The following is a 15,701-nucleotide window of genomic DNA, read 5'->3' as shown; positions in this document are numbered from 1 at the left end:
ATCATGGAACTTTATAGCCTAACTGCTTTCAAATCTCTTCCTGCAAACAACTCAATCCCAATCCTATCAATATGGTTTTTTAGCTCAGGTTCTTTGATGCTGTGGTAGTTGAGCACATCAAATTTATAGGGCATTTGAGTTTCTTCATTAAGCAATTAGCTAATTTGACTAATGGTTTCAAAATCCAAATCCCGGCCTTTTAGAGCGATATCCACATCACTTCCATTTTTGTAATTCCCTTTTGCCCTACTCCCAAACACAATCGCTTTTTCTATTTTGGAAAATTTCTCCAAAACAGAAAAAATTTCTTCGATGTCTCTTTCCAAAAGGCCAAACTTACTCATTTGATTTCTGCTTAAAGTTAAGTTGCAATGCCTTTAAAATAGGGAAATACTTATTTTGAATCAAGAGCTCCATTTCAGTTGCTTTTTGTTCATCATAAGTGTGCGCTGTAAGATTTCTATCTTGTAACAAATCCATCCAATCATGTCCGTTTTCTAAAATATTCATTTCGAAAGCTTTTTTCAAAGCTCCTCTTGGAGATTTGATATCTACAAAACCTTGGTCCTCTAAATAGTCCTTAACCATATTCCAGGCTAGTTCAAAACTCATCTCAAAAAATTGGATAATACCGGCTTTTTGAACAATATCAGGATTTGGAATTTGGAGTGCCTGCTCCAAATAACCCATCGCTTTTTCATAATTTTGAAACCGCTGCTTCCACCGTATATCCATGTTATCCATCATTCTTTATTTTATGTACTCACAATTTTGTCAAATTCTTCTAACACTCCTTATTTTAACCTTTCCACCAACCAAAAATAATCTTCCAAAAATCTCTCAATCGGCTTTTCAAATGTGGCGTCCAATAATTCTCCTTTTTCATCAAACTTTTTGTCCATTTGTGGTGTGACCAACAAAGTCGGGGAAACAATCCCAAATAGTGCAACCGACAATTGGACAAGCTGTTGTGCAGCACGCATCCCTCCCATCAGTCCTGTTGATCCTGTGACGATTCCAAAAGCTTTTTGCTTAAAAATAGGTTTTGAAAAATAGTCAAGGAAATTTTTCATCACAGAGGAATAACCCCCATTGTATTCCGGTGAAACGATTATAAATCCATCTGCCTCTTCCATTATTGTAAACAAATCCAGGTATTCAGTAGGGACATCATTCTTTGATTGCCAGACTTTTTGGATCGGTGGCATAAATGATTCTTTCATGTCAATCAAATCGACATGGAGATTTTCCTCCTTTTCCAACCTTTTTGATAAGTTCACGGCAATTCTATTGGAAATAGAACCGTTCCTGGGACTCCCTGAAATAATTACAATCTTTTTCATCAAAAACAATTTAAAATACTGAAAACAAATTACTTATGAAACTATAAATCAATCAATTGTCCAATAACCTTCTGTGGTAATTGACCTGACCCAAGTGGTAATTCAAATGCCCTTGTAAGTGCATCATGAAATATTCGTAAGTCATAGGTTTACCAAAAACCTCAAGTGGATAGTTGGAAGAAAAATTGTCTTCCTCAAACTTAGAAACGGTAACATTGATAATCTGAATAGTCTCCAAAATCTGTTCTACTAAATTGGCTCTCGGTATATTTCTCAATGAAAATTCCGCCTCTCTGTTTCTGATATATCCGGTATTTCCCATCACAGCGCCAATAAAATGCTTGAGATTACCTACCAGGTGAAGCACCAATGTCCCTGTGGAATTGGAAATATTCCCTGAGACCTTCCAGATATTTTCCTCATCCTTGTAGGCCTCCAATTCGGATATGAGTTTCTTCAAATCCCTTTCAAACAGTTGGATCAATACGTCTTTCATAGTCTAATCTCCAAATGTAATACCGAGGTCTTTTGCTCCTTTGACAATAAAACTGTCTTTTCTTACAAAATTATAATCCTTAGTTGCTTCCTCTAAGGGTACAGAAATGAAATCGTTGTTTTTAAAAGAAACCATTTTGCCAAATTCATCATTGGCGACCATTTCAAAAGCTTTTACACCAAACAGGGAAGCCAAAATCCGGTCAAATGCTGAAGGAGTTCCTCCCCTTTGGACGTGCCCCAATACTGTTTCCCTGATTTCGGCAGTGATACCGGCATCTTTGAGCTGTTGGGTCAATTGATAGGCTACACCTCCCAATCTCACATGTCGGGAACCTTCATCTCCGGCATGTGATACTATGGTTCCTTCTTTTGCTTTGGCCCCTTCGGCAATAACAATGATGACAAATCCTCTTCCTTTATCATATCGGGATTGGATTTTCTCCACCAATTTCTTGATATCATACGGAATCTCCGGAATCAGACAAATCTCTGCTCCACCCGAAATCGCTGTATGCAAAGCAATCCAACCGGCATCTCTTCCCATGACTTCCATGATCATCACCCGGTGATGGCTTTCCGCTGTCGTCACCAACTTATCCAAACTATCGGAAGCAATCTGCACGGCTGTCTGAAAACCAAAGGTCATGTCTGTGGCAGAGAGGTCATTGTCGATGGTTTTCGGAACGCCAACAATGTTCAGCCCATGGTTATAAAGTGCTTGCGAAATCTTCTGTGAACCATCTCCCCCGATATTGATGACAGCATCAAAACCAAGTTCTTTGATCCTGTCAGCCAAAACTTTGGTCCTGTCCACAAATTTGATATTACCGTGTTCATCTTTGACAGGAAAATGCAAAGGATCAGCTTTATTGGTGGTTTTCAGGATGGTACCTCCTTTCACATGAATGCCTGCAACTTTCTTTCTTGTGAGTTTGATTATTTCGGGAGGATCAGAATATACGCCGTTAAAAGCCTCCCTACTTCCGTATACTTCCCAATCTTTTTCTTTTTTGGCTCTTTTGCAGATTCCTCTGATCACTGCGTTCAAACCGGGGCAATCTCCTCCTCCGGTTGCTATTAAAAGTTTTTTCATAATACATTAAAATGCTTAATAAGTCAGATGCAACTTACGAAATTACCTTTTCAATTCAGGGATACAGATTAAGTAATTCTTTCCGCAGGAAAAAGAATGCCGCCAAACCCGGCAGTTTTTTTATACATTTAATACACCAATATTTTTATTTTAAATCTTACCTAGCTTTATGCAAACCGATATCAAAATAGCCGTACTCATCGATGCAGACAATGTTCCTGCAGGACAGGTCAAGGAAATGATGGAAGAAATAGCCAAATATGGCAATCCTACCATCAAGCGTATCTACGGGGATTGGACCAAACCACAATTGGGAAAATGGAAAAACGTCCTGCTCGAAAATGCCATCAATCCCATGCAACAGTACAGCTATACCACAGGCAAAAACGCGACGGATTCTGCCATGATCATCGATGCCATGGATATTCTGTATTCAGAAAAAGTCAATGGATTTTGCATTGTTTCGAGTGACAGCGACTTCACCAAATTAGCCACGAGACTGAGAGAAGCCGGAATGATGGTCATCGGGATGGGAGAAAAGAAAACGCCTGATCCTTTTATTGTTGCCTGTGACAAATTTATTTACCTGGAAATCCTCCAAAAACAAACAGAAGAGCCTGTTGATCAAAAGGACAAAACTACTCCTGCACCTCAGGTGGACAAGATTAATGAAAAAATCATTAGGCTGATAGCTGCTACCATCTCGGATTTGGCGGATGATGAAGGTTGGGCATTTTTGGGCGATGTGGGTAATTTGCTGCAGAAAAAACAGCCCAACTTCGATGCAAGAAACTACGGATTCCAAAAACTCACTCCTCTGATCAAATCCATTCCTGCCTTTGAAATCGACCACCGTGAAAACATCAAAGGAAAGACAAAGCTGATTTATGTAAGAAATAAGTCCTGATAGATTAAATTTGCGAACCAAAATCCAACAGAAAGATGTTGGGTCTTTATGTGAAACCTCATGGACCTTGAACCCATGAATAATTTCAAAACAATGGAAAACAAAAAAAGGGTAGTCGTCGGACTATCAGGCGGAGTGGATTCATCCGTCGCTGCATACCTCCTCAAAGAACAAGGCTACGAAGTCATCGGCATGTTTATGAAAAACTGGCACGATGAATCTGTCACCATTTCCAACGAATGTCCTTGGATGGAAGACAGCACAGACGCCATGCTTGTGGCCCAAAAGTTGGACATTCCTTTTCAAGCAATCGACCTCAGCGAAGAATACAAAGACCGGATTGTGGATTATATGTTTGCCGAATATGAAGCAGGCAGAACTCCGAATCCCGACATCCTTTGCAACAGAGAAATCAAATTCGACATTTTTCTAAAAGCCGCCCAAAAGCTCAAAGCAGATTTTGTGGCGACTGGACATTATTGTCAAAAAGATGAAATTATAGTAGAGGAAAAACCGGTTTACCGCTTGCTTGCAGGTGCAGACAATGGCAAAGACCAAAGTTACTTCCTCTGCCAACTCAATCAGGAACAGCTTTCAAAAGCATTGTTTCCAATCGGCCATCTTCAAAAATCCGAAGTCAGGAAAATTGCCAAGGAACAAGACCTAATCACTGCAGACAAAAAAGACAGTCAGGGACTCTGCTTTATAGGAAAAGTGCGGCTTCCCGACTTTTTGCAGCAGCAGCTCCAACCAAAAAAAGGAGCTATTGTAGTGATTCCGGAAGATCTTCCCATTTACAGTAACAAAAAAATCCCTGCCGGAATCGATCAGGAAGATTTTGAATTGGAGACTTTGGATTCCATTTGCCTCCCTATCAAATACCATCCGGAACAGGGAAAGAAAATCGGTGACCATAACGGTGCACATTATTTTACCGTGGGACAAAGAAAAGGGCTCCAAGTGGGAGGAACAGGCAAGCCTCTTTTTGTAATCGCGACGGATACCAAGTCAAATGTAATCTATACGGGCCTGGGCGAAGACCATCTGGGATTGAACAGATATGGACTTTTTGTACCAAAAAACGACATCCATTGGATCCGGGAAGACCTGAAAATGGAAGTTGGCGGATCCAGGAGATATCTTTCCAGGATTAGATACAGACAGCCGCTTTCATGGGCCACATTCCTTATGAAAGAAAACGGCCTGTATGTCCTATTTGACGAGGCGCAACGGGGAGTTGCCTCCGGTCAGTTTGTAGCTTGGTATGATGGCAATGAAAGTATTGGTTCGGGGGTGATATTCTGATTTAAATTAGGAAAAAATAAAACTCCTTTATTGAAGGATCATTAAAAAAGCCACTCATTTAGTTTTGAGTGGCTTTTTTGTGGGCCCACTTGGAATCGAACCAAGCACCTACTGATTATGAGTCAGTTGCTCTAACCGAATGAGCTATAGGCCCGATATCTGCACGCGTTTTTTGAAAACTGCCTTGCAAATGGGAGTGCAATGTTACATATTTGGTTTTAATTTTACAACCTGAGTGCAAATGAAAAAACTTGAGAATATCGATTTTTTGATCTTCGATTTAGGCAATGTAATCATTGATATTGATTATAGTTTCAGTATCAATGAGTTGAAAAAAATCCTCCCTGAAGCCAAACATTCATTGACAGACAGATTCTTCCCTTCCGCTTTTCACAAAGATTATGAGAAAGGTTTGATCAGTTCTGCCCAATTCAGAGACGAAGTCAGGAATCTTTATCAGGAAGAATGGACCGATGCACAAATTGATCATGTCTGGAACAGTCTTCTAAAAGATATACCAATGGAGAGAATTGAGCTGTTAAAAAAACTAAGGATGGATTTTGGGACGGCGGTTCTCAGTAATACCAATGAAATACACATCGAGAAGTTTGATGAACTTCTTGTGGACCAAACAGGTGAAAAATCAATTTATGATCTTTGTGACAGGATTTTTTTAAGCCACCAAATGGGCTTGGCCAAACCTGATGAGGCTATTTATAAAGCAGTATTAAATGAAATCCAAATTGACCCCGAGCGGGTCCTGTTTTTTGATGATTTACACGCAAACATAGAAGGTGCAAAAAGAGTTGGGCTACAAACATACCACATCACCCACGAAAGAGCATTAATTCAATTCTTTGAGAATGTATACTAAAAAAGAATACCTGATCCACATTTCACTTTTTATCCTAACACTAATTGCCACCACTTTGGCCGGGGCGGAATGGTTATATGGGAAATCAATATTAGCGGATGGGGAATATTTTTTGACTTGGGAATATTTCTTCAAATCACTTCATTTTTCGATACCGTTTCTTGGAATTTTACTTGTACACGAATTGGGGCATTTGTTTACTTCATTACATTATAAAGTAAAAACCTCCATGCCGTTTTTCATACCCGGTTGGTTAGGTTTTTTGGGTGCGCCTTCGATCGGTACTTTCGGCGCCGTCATCAAATTGAAAAGCTATATCAACAGCCGTAAAAAGTATTTTGACATTGGCGTGGCTGGGCCCCTTGCAGGATTTATTTTCGCTTTTGGAGTGCTTTGGTATGGATTTACACATCTTCCTGAGGCGGATTATATTTATCAGATTCATCCCGAATACCTTGACCCAGACTTCAAAGGACACAGTGCCGAAGAAGGTTACCTCAACATTGAGATGGGGTATAACCTGTTATTTTATGGGATGGAGAAACTTTTGGCGGAACCGGATAAAATGCCCAATATGTCAGAAATCATCCATTTTCCTTACATATTTGCTGGGTACTTAGCCTTGTTTTTTACAGCCTTGAATCTCTTGCCTATAGGACAATTGGATGGAGGTCATGTGGTTTTCGGACTTTCCCCAAAGTATCACAAGCAGATTTCATTGGTTTTTTATATTGCCTTTGTATTCTACGCAGGGCTAGGATCGATCAATCCTTATCATAGCATTGATAGGCTTCTTATCAATATTCCTCTATATATAGGATTTCTATATTTCTGCTTCAGCCGTTCCAGGATAATGGACACACAGACAAAATGGATGGTGATTTTGGTGATTGCTTCTGTCCAGTATGCCTTAGTTTATGTTTTCCCGACATTGCAGGGATACAGTGGATGGTTGTTGTTTGCGTTTCTGTTGGGGCGGGTAATGGGACTCGAGCATCCGGAAGTTTCAGGTTTAAAACACTTGGATAGGAACAGAAAAATTCTAGGTTGGATAAGCATCATTATCTTCTTGCTATGCTTCACTCCCCAGCCATTTCAGATCAGTTAAATACCAAATAATTTTCCCTGTTTTCTTTTTTGAGCGGTACCAAATCACTTTTTCATTCTGTAAATTTGGCTTTCAGCCTTCCTTATGATTTCACCCTCTTTGTCAGCGAGTTTTGTTACCCAAAAAACAATCAAAGGTTTTGTCATGGCCTTGGCTGCCGCGGTATTTTGGGGTGTTTCAGGAACCTGTGCGCAATTTTTATTTGAGCAAAAAGGAATCAATCCCGCTTGGCTCGTCTGTTGGAGATTGCTGTTGGCAGGGATTATTCTGACGACTTTCACCATTACCAGAAAAAATTCCGATGCTTTCAAAATCTGGAAAAACCCAAAAGATGCCATCCAATTGTTGTTCTTCAGCATTTTTGGTATGGTTGCGGTCCAATACACCTATTTCTACAGCATCAACCTTTCCAATGCCGCAACAGCCACCGTATTACAGTACATTGGCCCCTTGATTGTGGTTGCTTTTTACGCCATCCACAACCGGAGATGGCCCATAATGGTGGAATATGCTTCCCTGTTTTTTGCACTTACAGGCACTTTTCTGCTTGTCACGCACGGAAGTTTCCAACAGCTGGTTATCTCCGAAAAGGCTTTATTTTGGGGAATTCTTTCCGCTTTTGCTTTGGCTTTTTACACCATCCAACCGGTCCGATTGCTCAGGAAATATTCAGCTGCTACCGTTACAGGTTGGGGAATGCTGATCGGTGGAATTGCTTTCTCTTTTATCAGCAAGCCTTGGGATTTTCATGGAACATGGGACTTGGGAACATGGACGGCCTTTGCTTACATCGTTTTGTTTGGAAGTGTGATCGCCTTCTACATTTTTCTCACCTCTGTGACTATTATCGGAGCCCAAACGGCTAGTTTACTTTGTTCAGTGGAACCCCTTTCTGCAGCTGCAGTGGCAGTAGTTTGGTTAAATGTACCTTTCGGACCGATGGATTGGTTGGGGACAGTTTTTATTTTGGTAACCATCGTATTGCTGACTTTGGGCACCAAACAGAAAGCCGGATCTAGTCTATAAAAAAAAATGCCAATAACCGACTTCAGTGGCTATTGGCATTCATCATTTTGGATTTGAATTAATTCAGAACCCCTTTCTTATGATGTTTTTGATTGTCTTTGACGATTGGCTTTAGCATTTTCTCCCACTTTTGGATGAGCGGCCATTCTCCCATATTGTCAGAGAATAATTCACAATCGTAAAATTCAAGGATTTTCACCTCTTTTTTCTCATTTGAAATTTCGATTTTCAATGACAATCCGTCAACCACATTGGCCGGCTTACCGTCAATTTCTAATGCCCTTTCAATTTTCACCAACTGGATATCAGTTGCCCGGGAAAGGTCTATCTGATGGGCTGTTTTTTCAGATCCGAATTTTACATAAACCAACACTTTTTTACCCATATCCAATCCAATGAAGTACAGGTCTCTCCAGGTGTCAGAATGGTCAAATTTAAGATTGGAATCATTTTCCAATTGCTCAATGAAAAGCTTTTGGGCTTTGATTTTACTGGATTGTTTTCTTTTGTAAATCACAAAAGGCGTTGTAAATAAGGCGATAATAACCAAGGAAAGGACCAAGGTAACTGGTTCAATGTCAAACATATTTTTTGTTATTTATGGTAAGTAGAAATAAAAGAATAGAGACAATCCTGATTTGCATGATATACAAATCAGAGTTGGATTTGATTTTAATCCCCAATAGAAAAGAAATACAGGCTAAAAATGACTACCAGAAATAGTGGAAGGGATACAATAAGGTGTGGATACAAAAAAAGCGATGGCACTTTTCCAGCCAATTGACTTTTAAAGAGCCTTTTTCAGCAAGGGAAAACAAAAAATCAGAAGGCTCATTGACCAAGTCAAAAACCGTATCCAATACTTTGAATCCAGGCACATTGATCTTGGATGAAGCAAACTCAAGCCCCTTGTCAAAGGCAGGGATCAAATCTGAATAAGAAACCAGGTTGGTTTCCTCCGCTCCGATTTCTTGTTCGGATTCAAAAAAATAGGTACTTCCCATACCGGTGAACCCGATAATTGCAATCAAAAAGATTGAAATAAATTTCTTGATTTGGGGCTTCATGTTTTCAAAGACCGAATTATTGAATCAAAATTCGGATTTGCTATTTCAAATTACCCGCTAATAAATTGAATAAAAAAATAAATCCAACTCAAAATTAAACATTGTGTAATCCATCATATATTGCGACAAAAAAAAACTTATGATTCTAGCTGTTATCATGTTGTTGATAGGTTTCGTAATGCTGATTTACGGAGCTGACAAATTAGTCGATGCCGCTTCAAGCTTAGCATCAAATTTTGGTATTCCCAATATTGTTATTGGCCTGACCGTGGTGGCTTTCGGTACTTCCGCACCCGAACTTGTGGTCAACGTTTTCGCTTCTATCAGTGGTTCTCCTGACATGGTCATGGGAAATGTCGTAGGAAGCAATATTTTTAATATTCTTGGGATTTTGGGCATATCCGCTGTTATTTATCCATTGACAGTGAAATCAAATACCACATGGATAGAAATCCCACTCAGTTTATTGGCAGCAATACTTATTTTTATTTTGGCAGATGATTTTTTGTTTAATTCCGGTGCTGAAAATTTCATATCCTTAGGCGATGGAGTGATTCTATTGATGTTTTTTGTCATTTTCCTCGGATACAATATCATGGTTTCGAAACAAGGAGATCAAAAATTAGAAGAATTTGAAATTGGAAAATACACCACGGGCATGGCAGTCTTATGGATTATTGTAGGCCTAGCGGGCTTGGTCTTTGGAGGAAAGTTAATCGTTGACAATGCTGTGGAAATAGCCAAGTATTTTGGAATGTCAGAAAGGGTCATAGGCTTGACCATTGTATCTATAGGTACTTCCATGCCTGAACTTGCCACTTCAGTAGCTGCGGTCAGAAAGAAAAAGGTTGACATCGCTATTGGTAACGTAGTCGGATCCAATATTTTTAATACTTTCTTTATCCTAGGTGTGTCAGCTACCATCCTGCCTGTTACCATTTCACCTCCTAATTTTACAGATATCTGGGTCAATATATTTTCAAGTCTTCTTTTGTTTGTTTTTGTATTTACAGGCAGAGGGAGAAAGATTGAAAAATGGGAGGGTTTTGTATTTATCGGTTTATATGTCGCGTACCTAACCGCTCTGATCATGAACTGGTAACTTTTCTTTTAAATTTACCTTTCAATGGAAATAGGGATTGACAGTTTTGCAGCGGCAGCGATCGGTGAAGGCCCGGATCGGACAAAAAACAGCATGCAGGCTTTGGCCGAATTGCTGGAAAGAATCCAACTTGCCGATCAGGTGGGATTGGATGTTTTTGGAATCGGCGAACACCATAGAAAGGAGTTTTTGGACTCCGCCCCAGCCATGATCCTGGCTGCGGCGGCTTCGCAAACAAAAAACATCAAACTCACCAGTGCAGTCACGGTACTCAGTGCGGCAGATCCGGTCCGGGTATTTCAGAATTTTGCGACCCTTGATCTGATTTCAAAAGGCAGGGCGGAAATGGTCGTGGGAAGAGGTTCCTTCACGGAAGCGTTTCCACTTTTTGGCTTGAATCTGAATGATTATGATGCACTTTTCTCCGAAAAACTCGGCCTTCTACTCAAAATCCGCGACAATGAATTTGTGACTTGGTCAGGAAAATTCCGGCCTGCCCTGCACAGCCAAGCCATTTATCCAAGGCCATTGCAGGAACCTTTTCCCATTTGGTTGGGGGTGGGCGGTACGCCGGAGTCTTTTGTAAGAGCTGGCACGCTTGGTTTGCCATTGATGGTAGCTGTCATCGGCGGGGAAACACACCGATTCAGCCCTTTGGTAGACTTGTACCGGGAAGCAGGAAGAAGGGCAGGCCACAGCCCTGAAAAACTCAAAGTCGGTCTTCATTCCTTAGGATATGTTTCAGATTCAACCGAAAAGGCTATTGAAGAATATTATCCCGGTTATGCCGAAACATTCACCAGAATAGGGAAAGAACGTGGTTGGCCGCCGGTGACTTTTAGCCGGTTTGAAGCGCAAAGAGGACCAAGAGGCGCTTATCTTGTAGGAAATCCCGAGGAAGTGGCCGAAAAAATCCTTCGCCACAGTGAATCCTTGGGTGGTTTGTCTCGGCTTTCCTTTCAGATGGACAATGCCAATCTTACCCATACCCAATTGCTCAAAGCCATCGAGATTATCGGAACTAAAGTGAAACCTTTGGTCAACGGTTGATTGATTTCCATTCGGTAAAAAGCCTTAAAAGAAACAGGAAATCTGTATTGAAATATGACTGTGTCAAGTTTATCATTTGCCCAATTTTTTAAAAATTGGGCATTTTTTTTCAGCTCAAACAGTGAAATCCATAATTTAAATTGATCAGGGTATAAAAAATTCCTTCCAATATTGGCGAGCTTTATCTCTTCTACACATTGAAAAAGATTAAAGCGTATGAAAAAGGTAATTGATTCAGATAATTTAGAACAAAACACCATCCGTTCAGGATCGGTATACGGGATTTTCAAAAATCACGAAGATTCAAAGAAAACCATTTCAATGATTTTGAATCGTGGGTATGGAATTGATGAAATAGCAATCAATCCCCCGGATATGGGAGGTTTCATCCCAAACCCCAACATCAACCATCATCCTTCAGGAGATGAGTTCATGAAAGAGGCATTGAAGGGACTTAAAAACGGAGCCATTGTGGGACTCATTTTATCCATTATCATTGTGGGCTTGGACTTGTTGACAACAGGAAAAAATGAAAACAGCAGTGTGTTTTTCTCAGTTTCCTCAGGAATAATAGTGGGGTCAATTTGGGGAAGTATGTTGGGTTTTTTCATTGGTCCCCATCTACCTAAATCAATTTGGAGGATTTTCTCAAAATCCCCTTTAGAAAATCCGGTTACTGTCAATTTCAAAGCCCACAATAATTTGGATGCCGTATATTTTGCGGAAAAAGCAGGGCTAAAAATCTCCCAATAAACTTTATGAAATAGACCTTCTCCTATTTTCTTGGTAAGAAGTCCCACTCTTAATCAGATCACGGCCAAAAGTCACTTGCCATTTCAATGGCAATCACTCTTGGCTACGTATGGTTAATAGCAAATTGTTCCATAGGTGTGGGTCTTCGGTCTTATTAAAGCACCCAAAACTCGATCCAAATTCCCAATGCAAAATGCCAAACCAAATACAGACCCATGCGGCACAATACCGAATACAGCCAGCCCATTTTCCTGAAAAAATAGATTTGGAGGAAATTGAAAGCAAAACCCGAGGCAAATGCATACACCACAAACCACATCGGATCCGACGGTAATTGGGAAATCGGTTCCCAAATGGAAAGCAAGAAAATGACGAAGTAAGTGAGGTATTTCTTTAGATTTCCTTGGAGAAATTTTTCAAACACCAACAGCAAAACTGTCAGGGGAATGAGTTTGTAAAACAATTCCATATAAAGCCCGCCGGCGAAATAAAGAAAAATGGAATAGGGAAAGGGTTGGGTATAGGGTGGCAAAGTTTGGTGCGGTTCATTGTTGAGAACGAATTCTATTGCCACCACGTCTAACACGGCAAATCCCATTCCCACCAAAAAAGGCACAAACCATTTTTTCCTTGCTTCCCCATTCCCAAAAATCTCCGGAAGGCCTGCCTTAATTTGAAAATTTGCCAATACCCAACCAATTGCAAGCCAAAGGAAATCCATCCAACCGATCACACGGATAAACCTCTCCCCGTCTTCCATCGCGAGTCCATAGAATCGGGTCAACAACAATACCGCTGCAAAAACAGCAAACAGGATATTTGTCTTTTTCATCGATCAGGAATATAGAACAGGAACCTTGTGAATATAATTTGTATGCTCCAAAATATCAACCAAAAAACCGGCTGTGGCCTTGCGGGAGATGGTCAGGGAGGGTTTGCGGCTATGATCCAAAATCACTTTGGCCTCATTTGGTTTTTGGGTGTTGGTCAGACCGACCGGTCTGACAATGGTCCAATCCAAACCTGAATTACGAACCAAAGCCTCCTGTCGCTCATGCTCGAGGTAAGCAGCAGAAAGGTTGCTGTTGTCAATCAGCCATGCAAACCATCCCGGAATAAACGGCCTGCTGTCCCCCACTCCCCATGCGGATGTAAAAACGAGTCTTTTGATGTCCTGCTCATGACATACTTTGATGATGGCTTTCATGGTCATAGACAAAAAATCCTCAGGTGTCCGTAAAGGTGACCAAGGGAAATCCGATTTGCGTGAAATATTCAGGCAACTGATCACCGCCTGACAGTTTTCTACAGCAAAATTCAAATCCCTCGGTATTCTGGTATCTCCTTCAAATACCCGAAGTCTCGGATCCTCCAACTGAATTTTCTTACCGTCTCTAACCAAGGCATTGACATGGTACCCTTTTTCCAAAGCATGCTGCAACACTTCATGGCCTGTACGCCCGGTAGCTCCGAGTAGTAAAATCTTTTTGTTGTGGTTCATTTATCTGACTATTAAAAAAACGCTGTCATCTTTATAGATGAAGTTTTGAAAGAAAAAGTTGCATGGGTAGTTGGAAAAAAATTCCATTTTTCAACTAAAATAAAAAGTAGCTGTAAAAATGAAGGATCGATTAATTTTGGCAATAAGAAGCTCTTGGAAGTTGATTTTGGTAAATGATTAAATCGGGATAAACCTATGTCATTTCTACTTTTTTAAATCATCAATAACTTCATTCTCAAATAATTTTGGTGATAATGACCTCAGCCCGATAATCCTTTTGTTTGATTTCAAAGGAAGTATCAGGATATGGAGACAATTTGTTGAGTATGAAATAATATCCAAAAACCTCCTTTTCATTTTCGCTTGATCGCATAGATGCATTTGTATCCATGGTGAACTCTGTTTCTTCATCCCCATTTCTAAAAATAAATACAACTTCTGCGTTACCTTCCCAAACACAGTTGGCATTAGCCGGACACCTCGAGTCACTCTCCACCCTCAGCATGGTAATCGATAGCTGACCCGGACAATCCTGATATAATTTACCCGGTTTTAACACAAAGGGACTCCCCAATTTGAAGTCTTCACAATTGAATTTTTCATCACAACTGATAAAGAGTAAAAACCCAAGTCCGAGTAATAAGAAATTCCGAAGCATATGATTTTAGGATTTGAGGTACAAACAGAGGACGATATAATTTTCCTATTTGTTTCAAATCAAACAAACAGGAGGAAGATTCTCCTACTCCACCGCCAATACTCCCAACTGATAATTCAAAATCACTTCCTGGAAGAAAAGCGTGTACAAAGCTTGGACATAATCCGATTGCCCGGCGACAAGCTGTTGGTTGGCAGTGGCAAGGTCGACAAAGTTACTGACGCCAAGCCTGAAACGCTCAGAAATAGCCTTTTGGGCTTCTTCCGCCGCAGTAAGCTGTAGCTTGGTGGCTTCTTCCCTTTTGATACTGGCTTTGTAATTTTCGTAAGCCAATTTGATTTCCTGCGAAATCCTTCTTTCCAAAGCCGTTTTTTCCAGCTGTTGGTTATAGTACTGCACCTTGCTGCGGGTGACAGTGAGTTTGTTGTTGAAATTATTGAAAATCGGAATATTCAGCGACAAGCCGATGGTCTGCTGTGGATAGACCTGCCAAAGCTGTTCAGAAATACTCCTGTCATCGAGCGATGTAAAGAAGGTACTGTAACTGAAAAAAGCATTGACCTGTGGATACATGAATGACCTGGAAACGGCTAGGAGTTTTTTATTGCCGGATTCAAGCAGCTGCTGCTGTTTGAAGTCTTTTCTGTTTTCCAAAGCAATGGAATAAAGTTCCTCTACGGACATGTTCAAATATTCACTTTGTCCTGGGCTAAGGCTGACGGCCTCAAGTTGAGGGATGACATTTGGTCCAAGTTGGAGGGTCTCTGCCAAAGTCCAGGCATCGGTTTCCCATTGAATCTTGGCGTTCAGAGCCACTGTTTCCAGCCTCGCCACCTCAGATTGCTGGTTGTATTGGTCGGATAATGTCCTTAATCCAGCCTCGACAAAGCCTTCTATCTGCTCGAGCTGCTTCTTTTGGTTTTCAAGGTTTTCCAAGGCGATTCTGTATAACTCCTGATCCAACAATACCTGCAGGTATTGCCTGCCGATGTTAAACATGACTTCCTGTGCAGACCTTTCGAGGCTGTTTAAACCTGCTTCCTCGAAGAGTCGAGTCGCCTGTGTATTGTTGATCCTCCTGCCGCCATTGTAAATCGGCATGGCGGTATTGAGGTTGGAAGTGATGATGTTGTTGGACACATTGGTCACAATCAGTTCATCTTCTACCTGTTGGTACTGTTGTCCGCTTTGTCTAAAACCGCTGTTGGAGATATTGAGGTTGGGAAGATGGGCAAGCTGTGCTGCCTGTTTTTCCCTTTTCAACACGTCCTGTTCGTTTGTACGCTGTTTGTAAACGAGGTTTTGCTGCAAACCGATGTTGACCGCTTCCCGGAAATTGAGTTTCAGGGTATCCTGCGCTTTCAATTCAGATATAAAAGCCATCAAAATCAATGCGGTAATGAGTATCTTATTCAT

20 protein-coding genes and 1 tRNA gene are annotated in these 15,701 nt (G+C 40.7%); 8 read left to right on the top strand and 13 right to left on the bottom strand.

What is annotated here, in order from left to right; genetic code table 11:
• Nucleotides 1-11: 11 nt before the first annotated feature.
• From DQW11_RS22545 to DQW11_RS14285, 6 genes are read right to left on the bottom strand one after another with little or no spacing between them, the layout of a single operon-like run.
• A complete protein-coding gene (locus DQW11_RS22545; protein WP_262511054.1) occupies nucleotides 12-134 on the bottom strand; it encodes a hypothetical protein in 123 nt (40 codons plus the stop codon).
• A gap of 21 nt (nucleotides 135-155) precedes the next feature.
• Nucleotides 156-344 carry a nucleotidyltransferase domain-containing protein gene (locus DQW11_RS22405; protein WP_198669904.1) on the bottom strand — a complete coding sequence of 63 codons (189 nt, stop codon included), beginning with the start codon at nucleotides 342-344 and terminating at the stop codon, nucleotides 156-158.
• Entirely contained in the window at nucleotides 337-747 is a 411-nt protein-coding gene (locus DQW11_RS14300; protein ID WP_198669903.1) for a nucleotidyltransferase substrate binding protein, read from the bottom strand. The genes DQW11_RS22405 and DQW11_RS14300 overlap by 8 nt, the downstream gene beginning before the upstream one ends.
• 47 nt (nucleotides 748-794) lie before the next feature.
• Nucleotides 795-1,343, bottom strand: coding sequence for an NADPH-dependent FMN reductase (locus DQW11_RS14295; protein WP_113924736.1), 549 nt, complete (start codon nucleotides 1,341-1,343; stop codon nucleotides 795-797).
• A 52-nt stretch (nucleotides 1,344-1,395) separates the two neighbouring features.
• Entirely contained in the window at nucleotides 1,396-1,839 is a 444-nt protein-coding gene (locus DQW11_RS14290; RefSeq protein WP_113924735.1) for a DUF1572 family protein, read from the bottom strand.
• A 3-nt stretch (nucleotides 1,840-1,842) separates the two neighbouring features.
• A complete protein-coding gene (locus DQW11_RS14285) occupies nucleotides 1,843-2,934 on the bottom strand; it encodes a 6-phosphofructokinase (RefSeq protein WP_113924734.1) in 1,092 nt (363 codons plus the stop codon).
• Between the two features lie 169 nt (nucleotides 2,935-3,103).
• Between DQW11_RS14285 and DQW11_RS14280 the strand changes: the two genes are divergently transcribed.
• Together DQW11_RS14280 and mnmA are read left to right on the top strand one after the other, a co-directional pair.
• Nucleotides 3,104-3,841 carry an NYN domain-containing protein gene (locus DQW11_RS14280; RefSeq protein WP_113924733.1) on the top strand — a complete coding sequence of 246 codons (738 nt, stop codon included), beginning with the start codon at nucleotides 3,104-3,106 and terminating at the stop codon, nucleotides 3,839-3,841.
• A gap of 93 nt (nucleotides 3,842-3,934) precedes the next feature.
• Nucleotides 3,935-5,146 (top strand): tRNA 2-thiouridine(34) synthase MnmA, encoded by a 1,212-nt coding sequence (gene mnmA, locus DQW11_RS14275; RefSeq protein ID WP_113924935.1) that lies wholly within the window; start codon nucleotides 3,935-3,937, stop codon nucleotides 5,144-5,146.
• An 80-nt stretch (nucleotides 5,147-5,226) separates the two neighbouring features.
• Here mnmA and DQW11_RS14270 read toward each other — a convergent pair.
• Nucleotides 5,227-5,300: transfer RNA gene (locus tag DQW11_RS14270), tRNA-Ile, on the bottom strand.
• Nucleotides 5,301-5,387: 87 nt separating this feature from the next.
• On the opposite strand from DQW11_RS14270, the gene DQW11_RS14265 reads away from it, so the two are divergent.
• The 3 genes from DQW11_RS14265 to DQW11_RS14255 all read left to right on the top strand — a co-directional run bounded on the left by DQW11_RS14265 (nucleotide 5,388) and on the right by DQW11_RS14255 (nucleotide 8,154).
• On the top strand, nucleotides 5,388-6,020 hold the full coding sequence (locus DQW11_RS14265; RefSeq protein WP_113924732.1) for an HAD family hydrolase: 633 nt from the start codon (nucleotides 5,388-5,390) through the stop codon (nucleotides 6,018-6,020).
• On the top strand, nucleotides 6,010-7,128 hold the full coding sequence (locus tag DQW11_RS14260; protein ID WP_113924731.1) for a site-2 protease family protein: 1,119 nt from the start codon (nucleotides 6,010-6,012) through the stop codon (nucleotides 7,126-7,128). The genes DQW11_RS14265 and DQW11_RS14260 overlap by 11 nt, the downstream gene beginning before the upstream one ends.
• 84 nt (nucleotides 7,129-7,212) lie before the next feature.
• On the top strand, nucleotides 7,213-8,154 hold the full coding sequence (locus DQW11_RS14255; RefSeq protein WP_113924730.1) for a DMT family transporter: 942 nt from the start codon (nucleotides 7,213-7,215) through the stop codon (nucleotides 8,152-8,154).
• A 58-nt stretch (nucleotides 8,155-8,212) separates the two neighbouring features.
• Here DQW11_RS14255 and DQW11_RS14250 read toward each other — a convergent pair whose 3' ends face one another.
• Both DQW11_RS14250 and DQW11_RS14245 read right to left on the bottom strand, forming a co-directional pair.
• A complete protein-coding gene (locus DQW11_RS14250) occupies nucleotides 8,213-8,740 on the bottom strand; it encodes a hypothetical protein (RefSeq protein WP_113924729.1) in 528 nt (175 codons plus the stop codon).
• 124 nt (nucleotides 8,741-8,864) lie between these two features.
• Nucleotides 8,865-9,221, bottom strand: a complete 357-nt coding sequence (locus tag DQW11_RS14245; protein WP_113924728.1) for a hypothetical protein — start codon at nucleotides 9,219-9,221, stop codon at nucleotides 8,865-8,867.
• A gap of 139 nt (nucleotides 9,222-9,360) precedes the next feature.
• Here DQW11_RS14245 and DQW11_RS14240 point away from each other — a divergent pair, with 139 nt between their 5' ends.
• The 3 genes from DQW11_RS14240 (at nucleotide 9,361) to DQW11_RS14230 (ending at nucleotide 12,126) form a co-directional block, all read left to right on the top strand.
• Nucleotides 9,361-10,323 (top strand): calcium/sodium antiporter, encoded by a 963-nt coding sequence (locus tag DQW11_RS14240; RefSeq protein ID WP_113924727.1) that lies wholly within the window; start codon nucleotides 9,361-9,363, stop codon nucleotides 10,321-10,323.
• A 24-nt stretch (nucleotides 10,324-10,347) separates the two neighbouring features.
• Nucleotides 10,348-11,373 (top strand): LLM class flavin-dependent oxidoreductase, encoded by a 1,026-nt coding sequence (locus tag DQW11_RS14235; protein WP_113924726.1) that lies wholly within the window; start codon nucleotides 10,348-10,350, stop codon nucleotides 11,371-11,373.
• Between the two features lie 216 nt (nucleotides 11,374-11,589).
• On the top strand, nucleotides 11,590-12,126 hold the full coding sequence (locus tag DQW11_RS14230; protein ID WP_113924725.1) for a hypothetical protein: 537 nt from the start codon (nucleotides 11,590-11,592) through the stop codon (nucleotides 12,124-12,126).
• Nucleotides 12,127-12,280: 154 nt separating this feature from the next.
• On the opposite strand, the gene DQW11_RS14225 is transcribed toward DQW11_RS14230, so the two are convergent.
• The 4 genes from DQW11_RS14225 to DQW11_RS14210 all read right to left on the bottom strand — a co-directional run bounded on the left by DQW11_RS14225 (nucleotide 12,281) and on the right by DQW11_RS14210 (nucleotide 15,701).
• Complete coding sequence (locus tag DQW11_RS14225) at nucleotides 12,281-12,958, bottom strand: hypothetical protein (protein ID WP_113924724.1); 678 nt, start codon at nucleotides 12,956-12,958, stop codon at nucleotides 12,281-12,283.
• Between the two features lie 3 nt (nucleotides 12,959-12,961).
• The gene (locus DQW11_RS14220) at nucleotides 12,962-13,627 is read right to left on the bottom strand and encodes an NAD(P)-dependent oxidoreductase (protein WP_113924723.1); all 666 of its coding nucleotides are present in this window, start codon (nucleotides 13,625-13,627) and stop codon (nucleotides 12,962-12,964) included.
• A 235-nt stretch (nucleotides 13,628-13,862) separates the two neighbouring features.
• Nucleotides 13,863-14,285: a hypothetical protein gene (locus DQW11_RS14215; RefSeq protein WP_113924722.1), complete on the bottom strand. Its 423-nt coding sequence runs from the start codon at nucleotides 14,283-14,285 to the stop codon at nucleotides 13,863-13,865.
• 84 nt (nucleotides 14,286-14,369) lie between these two features.
• Nucleotides 14,370-15,701: a TolC family protein gene (locus DQW11_RS14210; RefSeq protein WP_113924721.1), complete on the bottom strand. Its 1,332-nt coding sequence runs from the start codon at nucleotides 15,699-15,701 to the stop codon at nucleotides 14,370-14,372.

The organism is Cognataquiflexum aquatile (genome assembly GCF_003316845.1).
GTDB classification, from domain to species: Bacteria; Bacteroidota; Bacteroidia; order Cytophagales; family Cyclobacteriaceae; genus Cognataquiflexum; species Cognataquiflexum aquatile.
The sequence above is the reverse complement of the archived record's forward strand: the minus strand, read 5'-3'. Positions and strand labels throughout refer to the sequence as shown.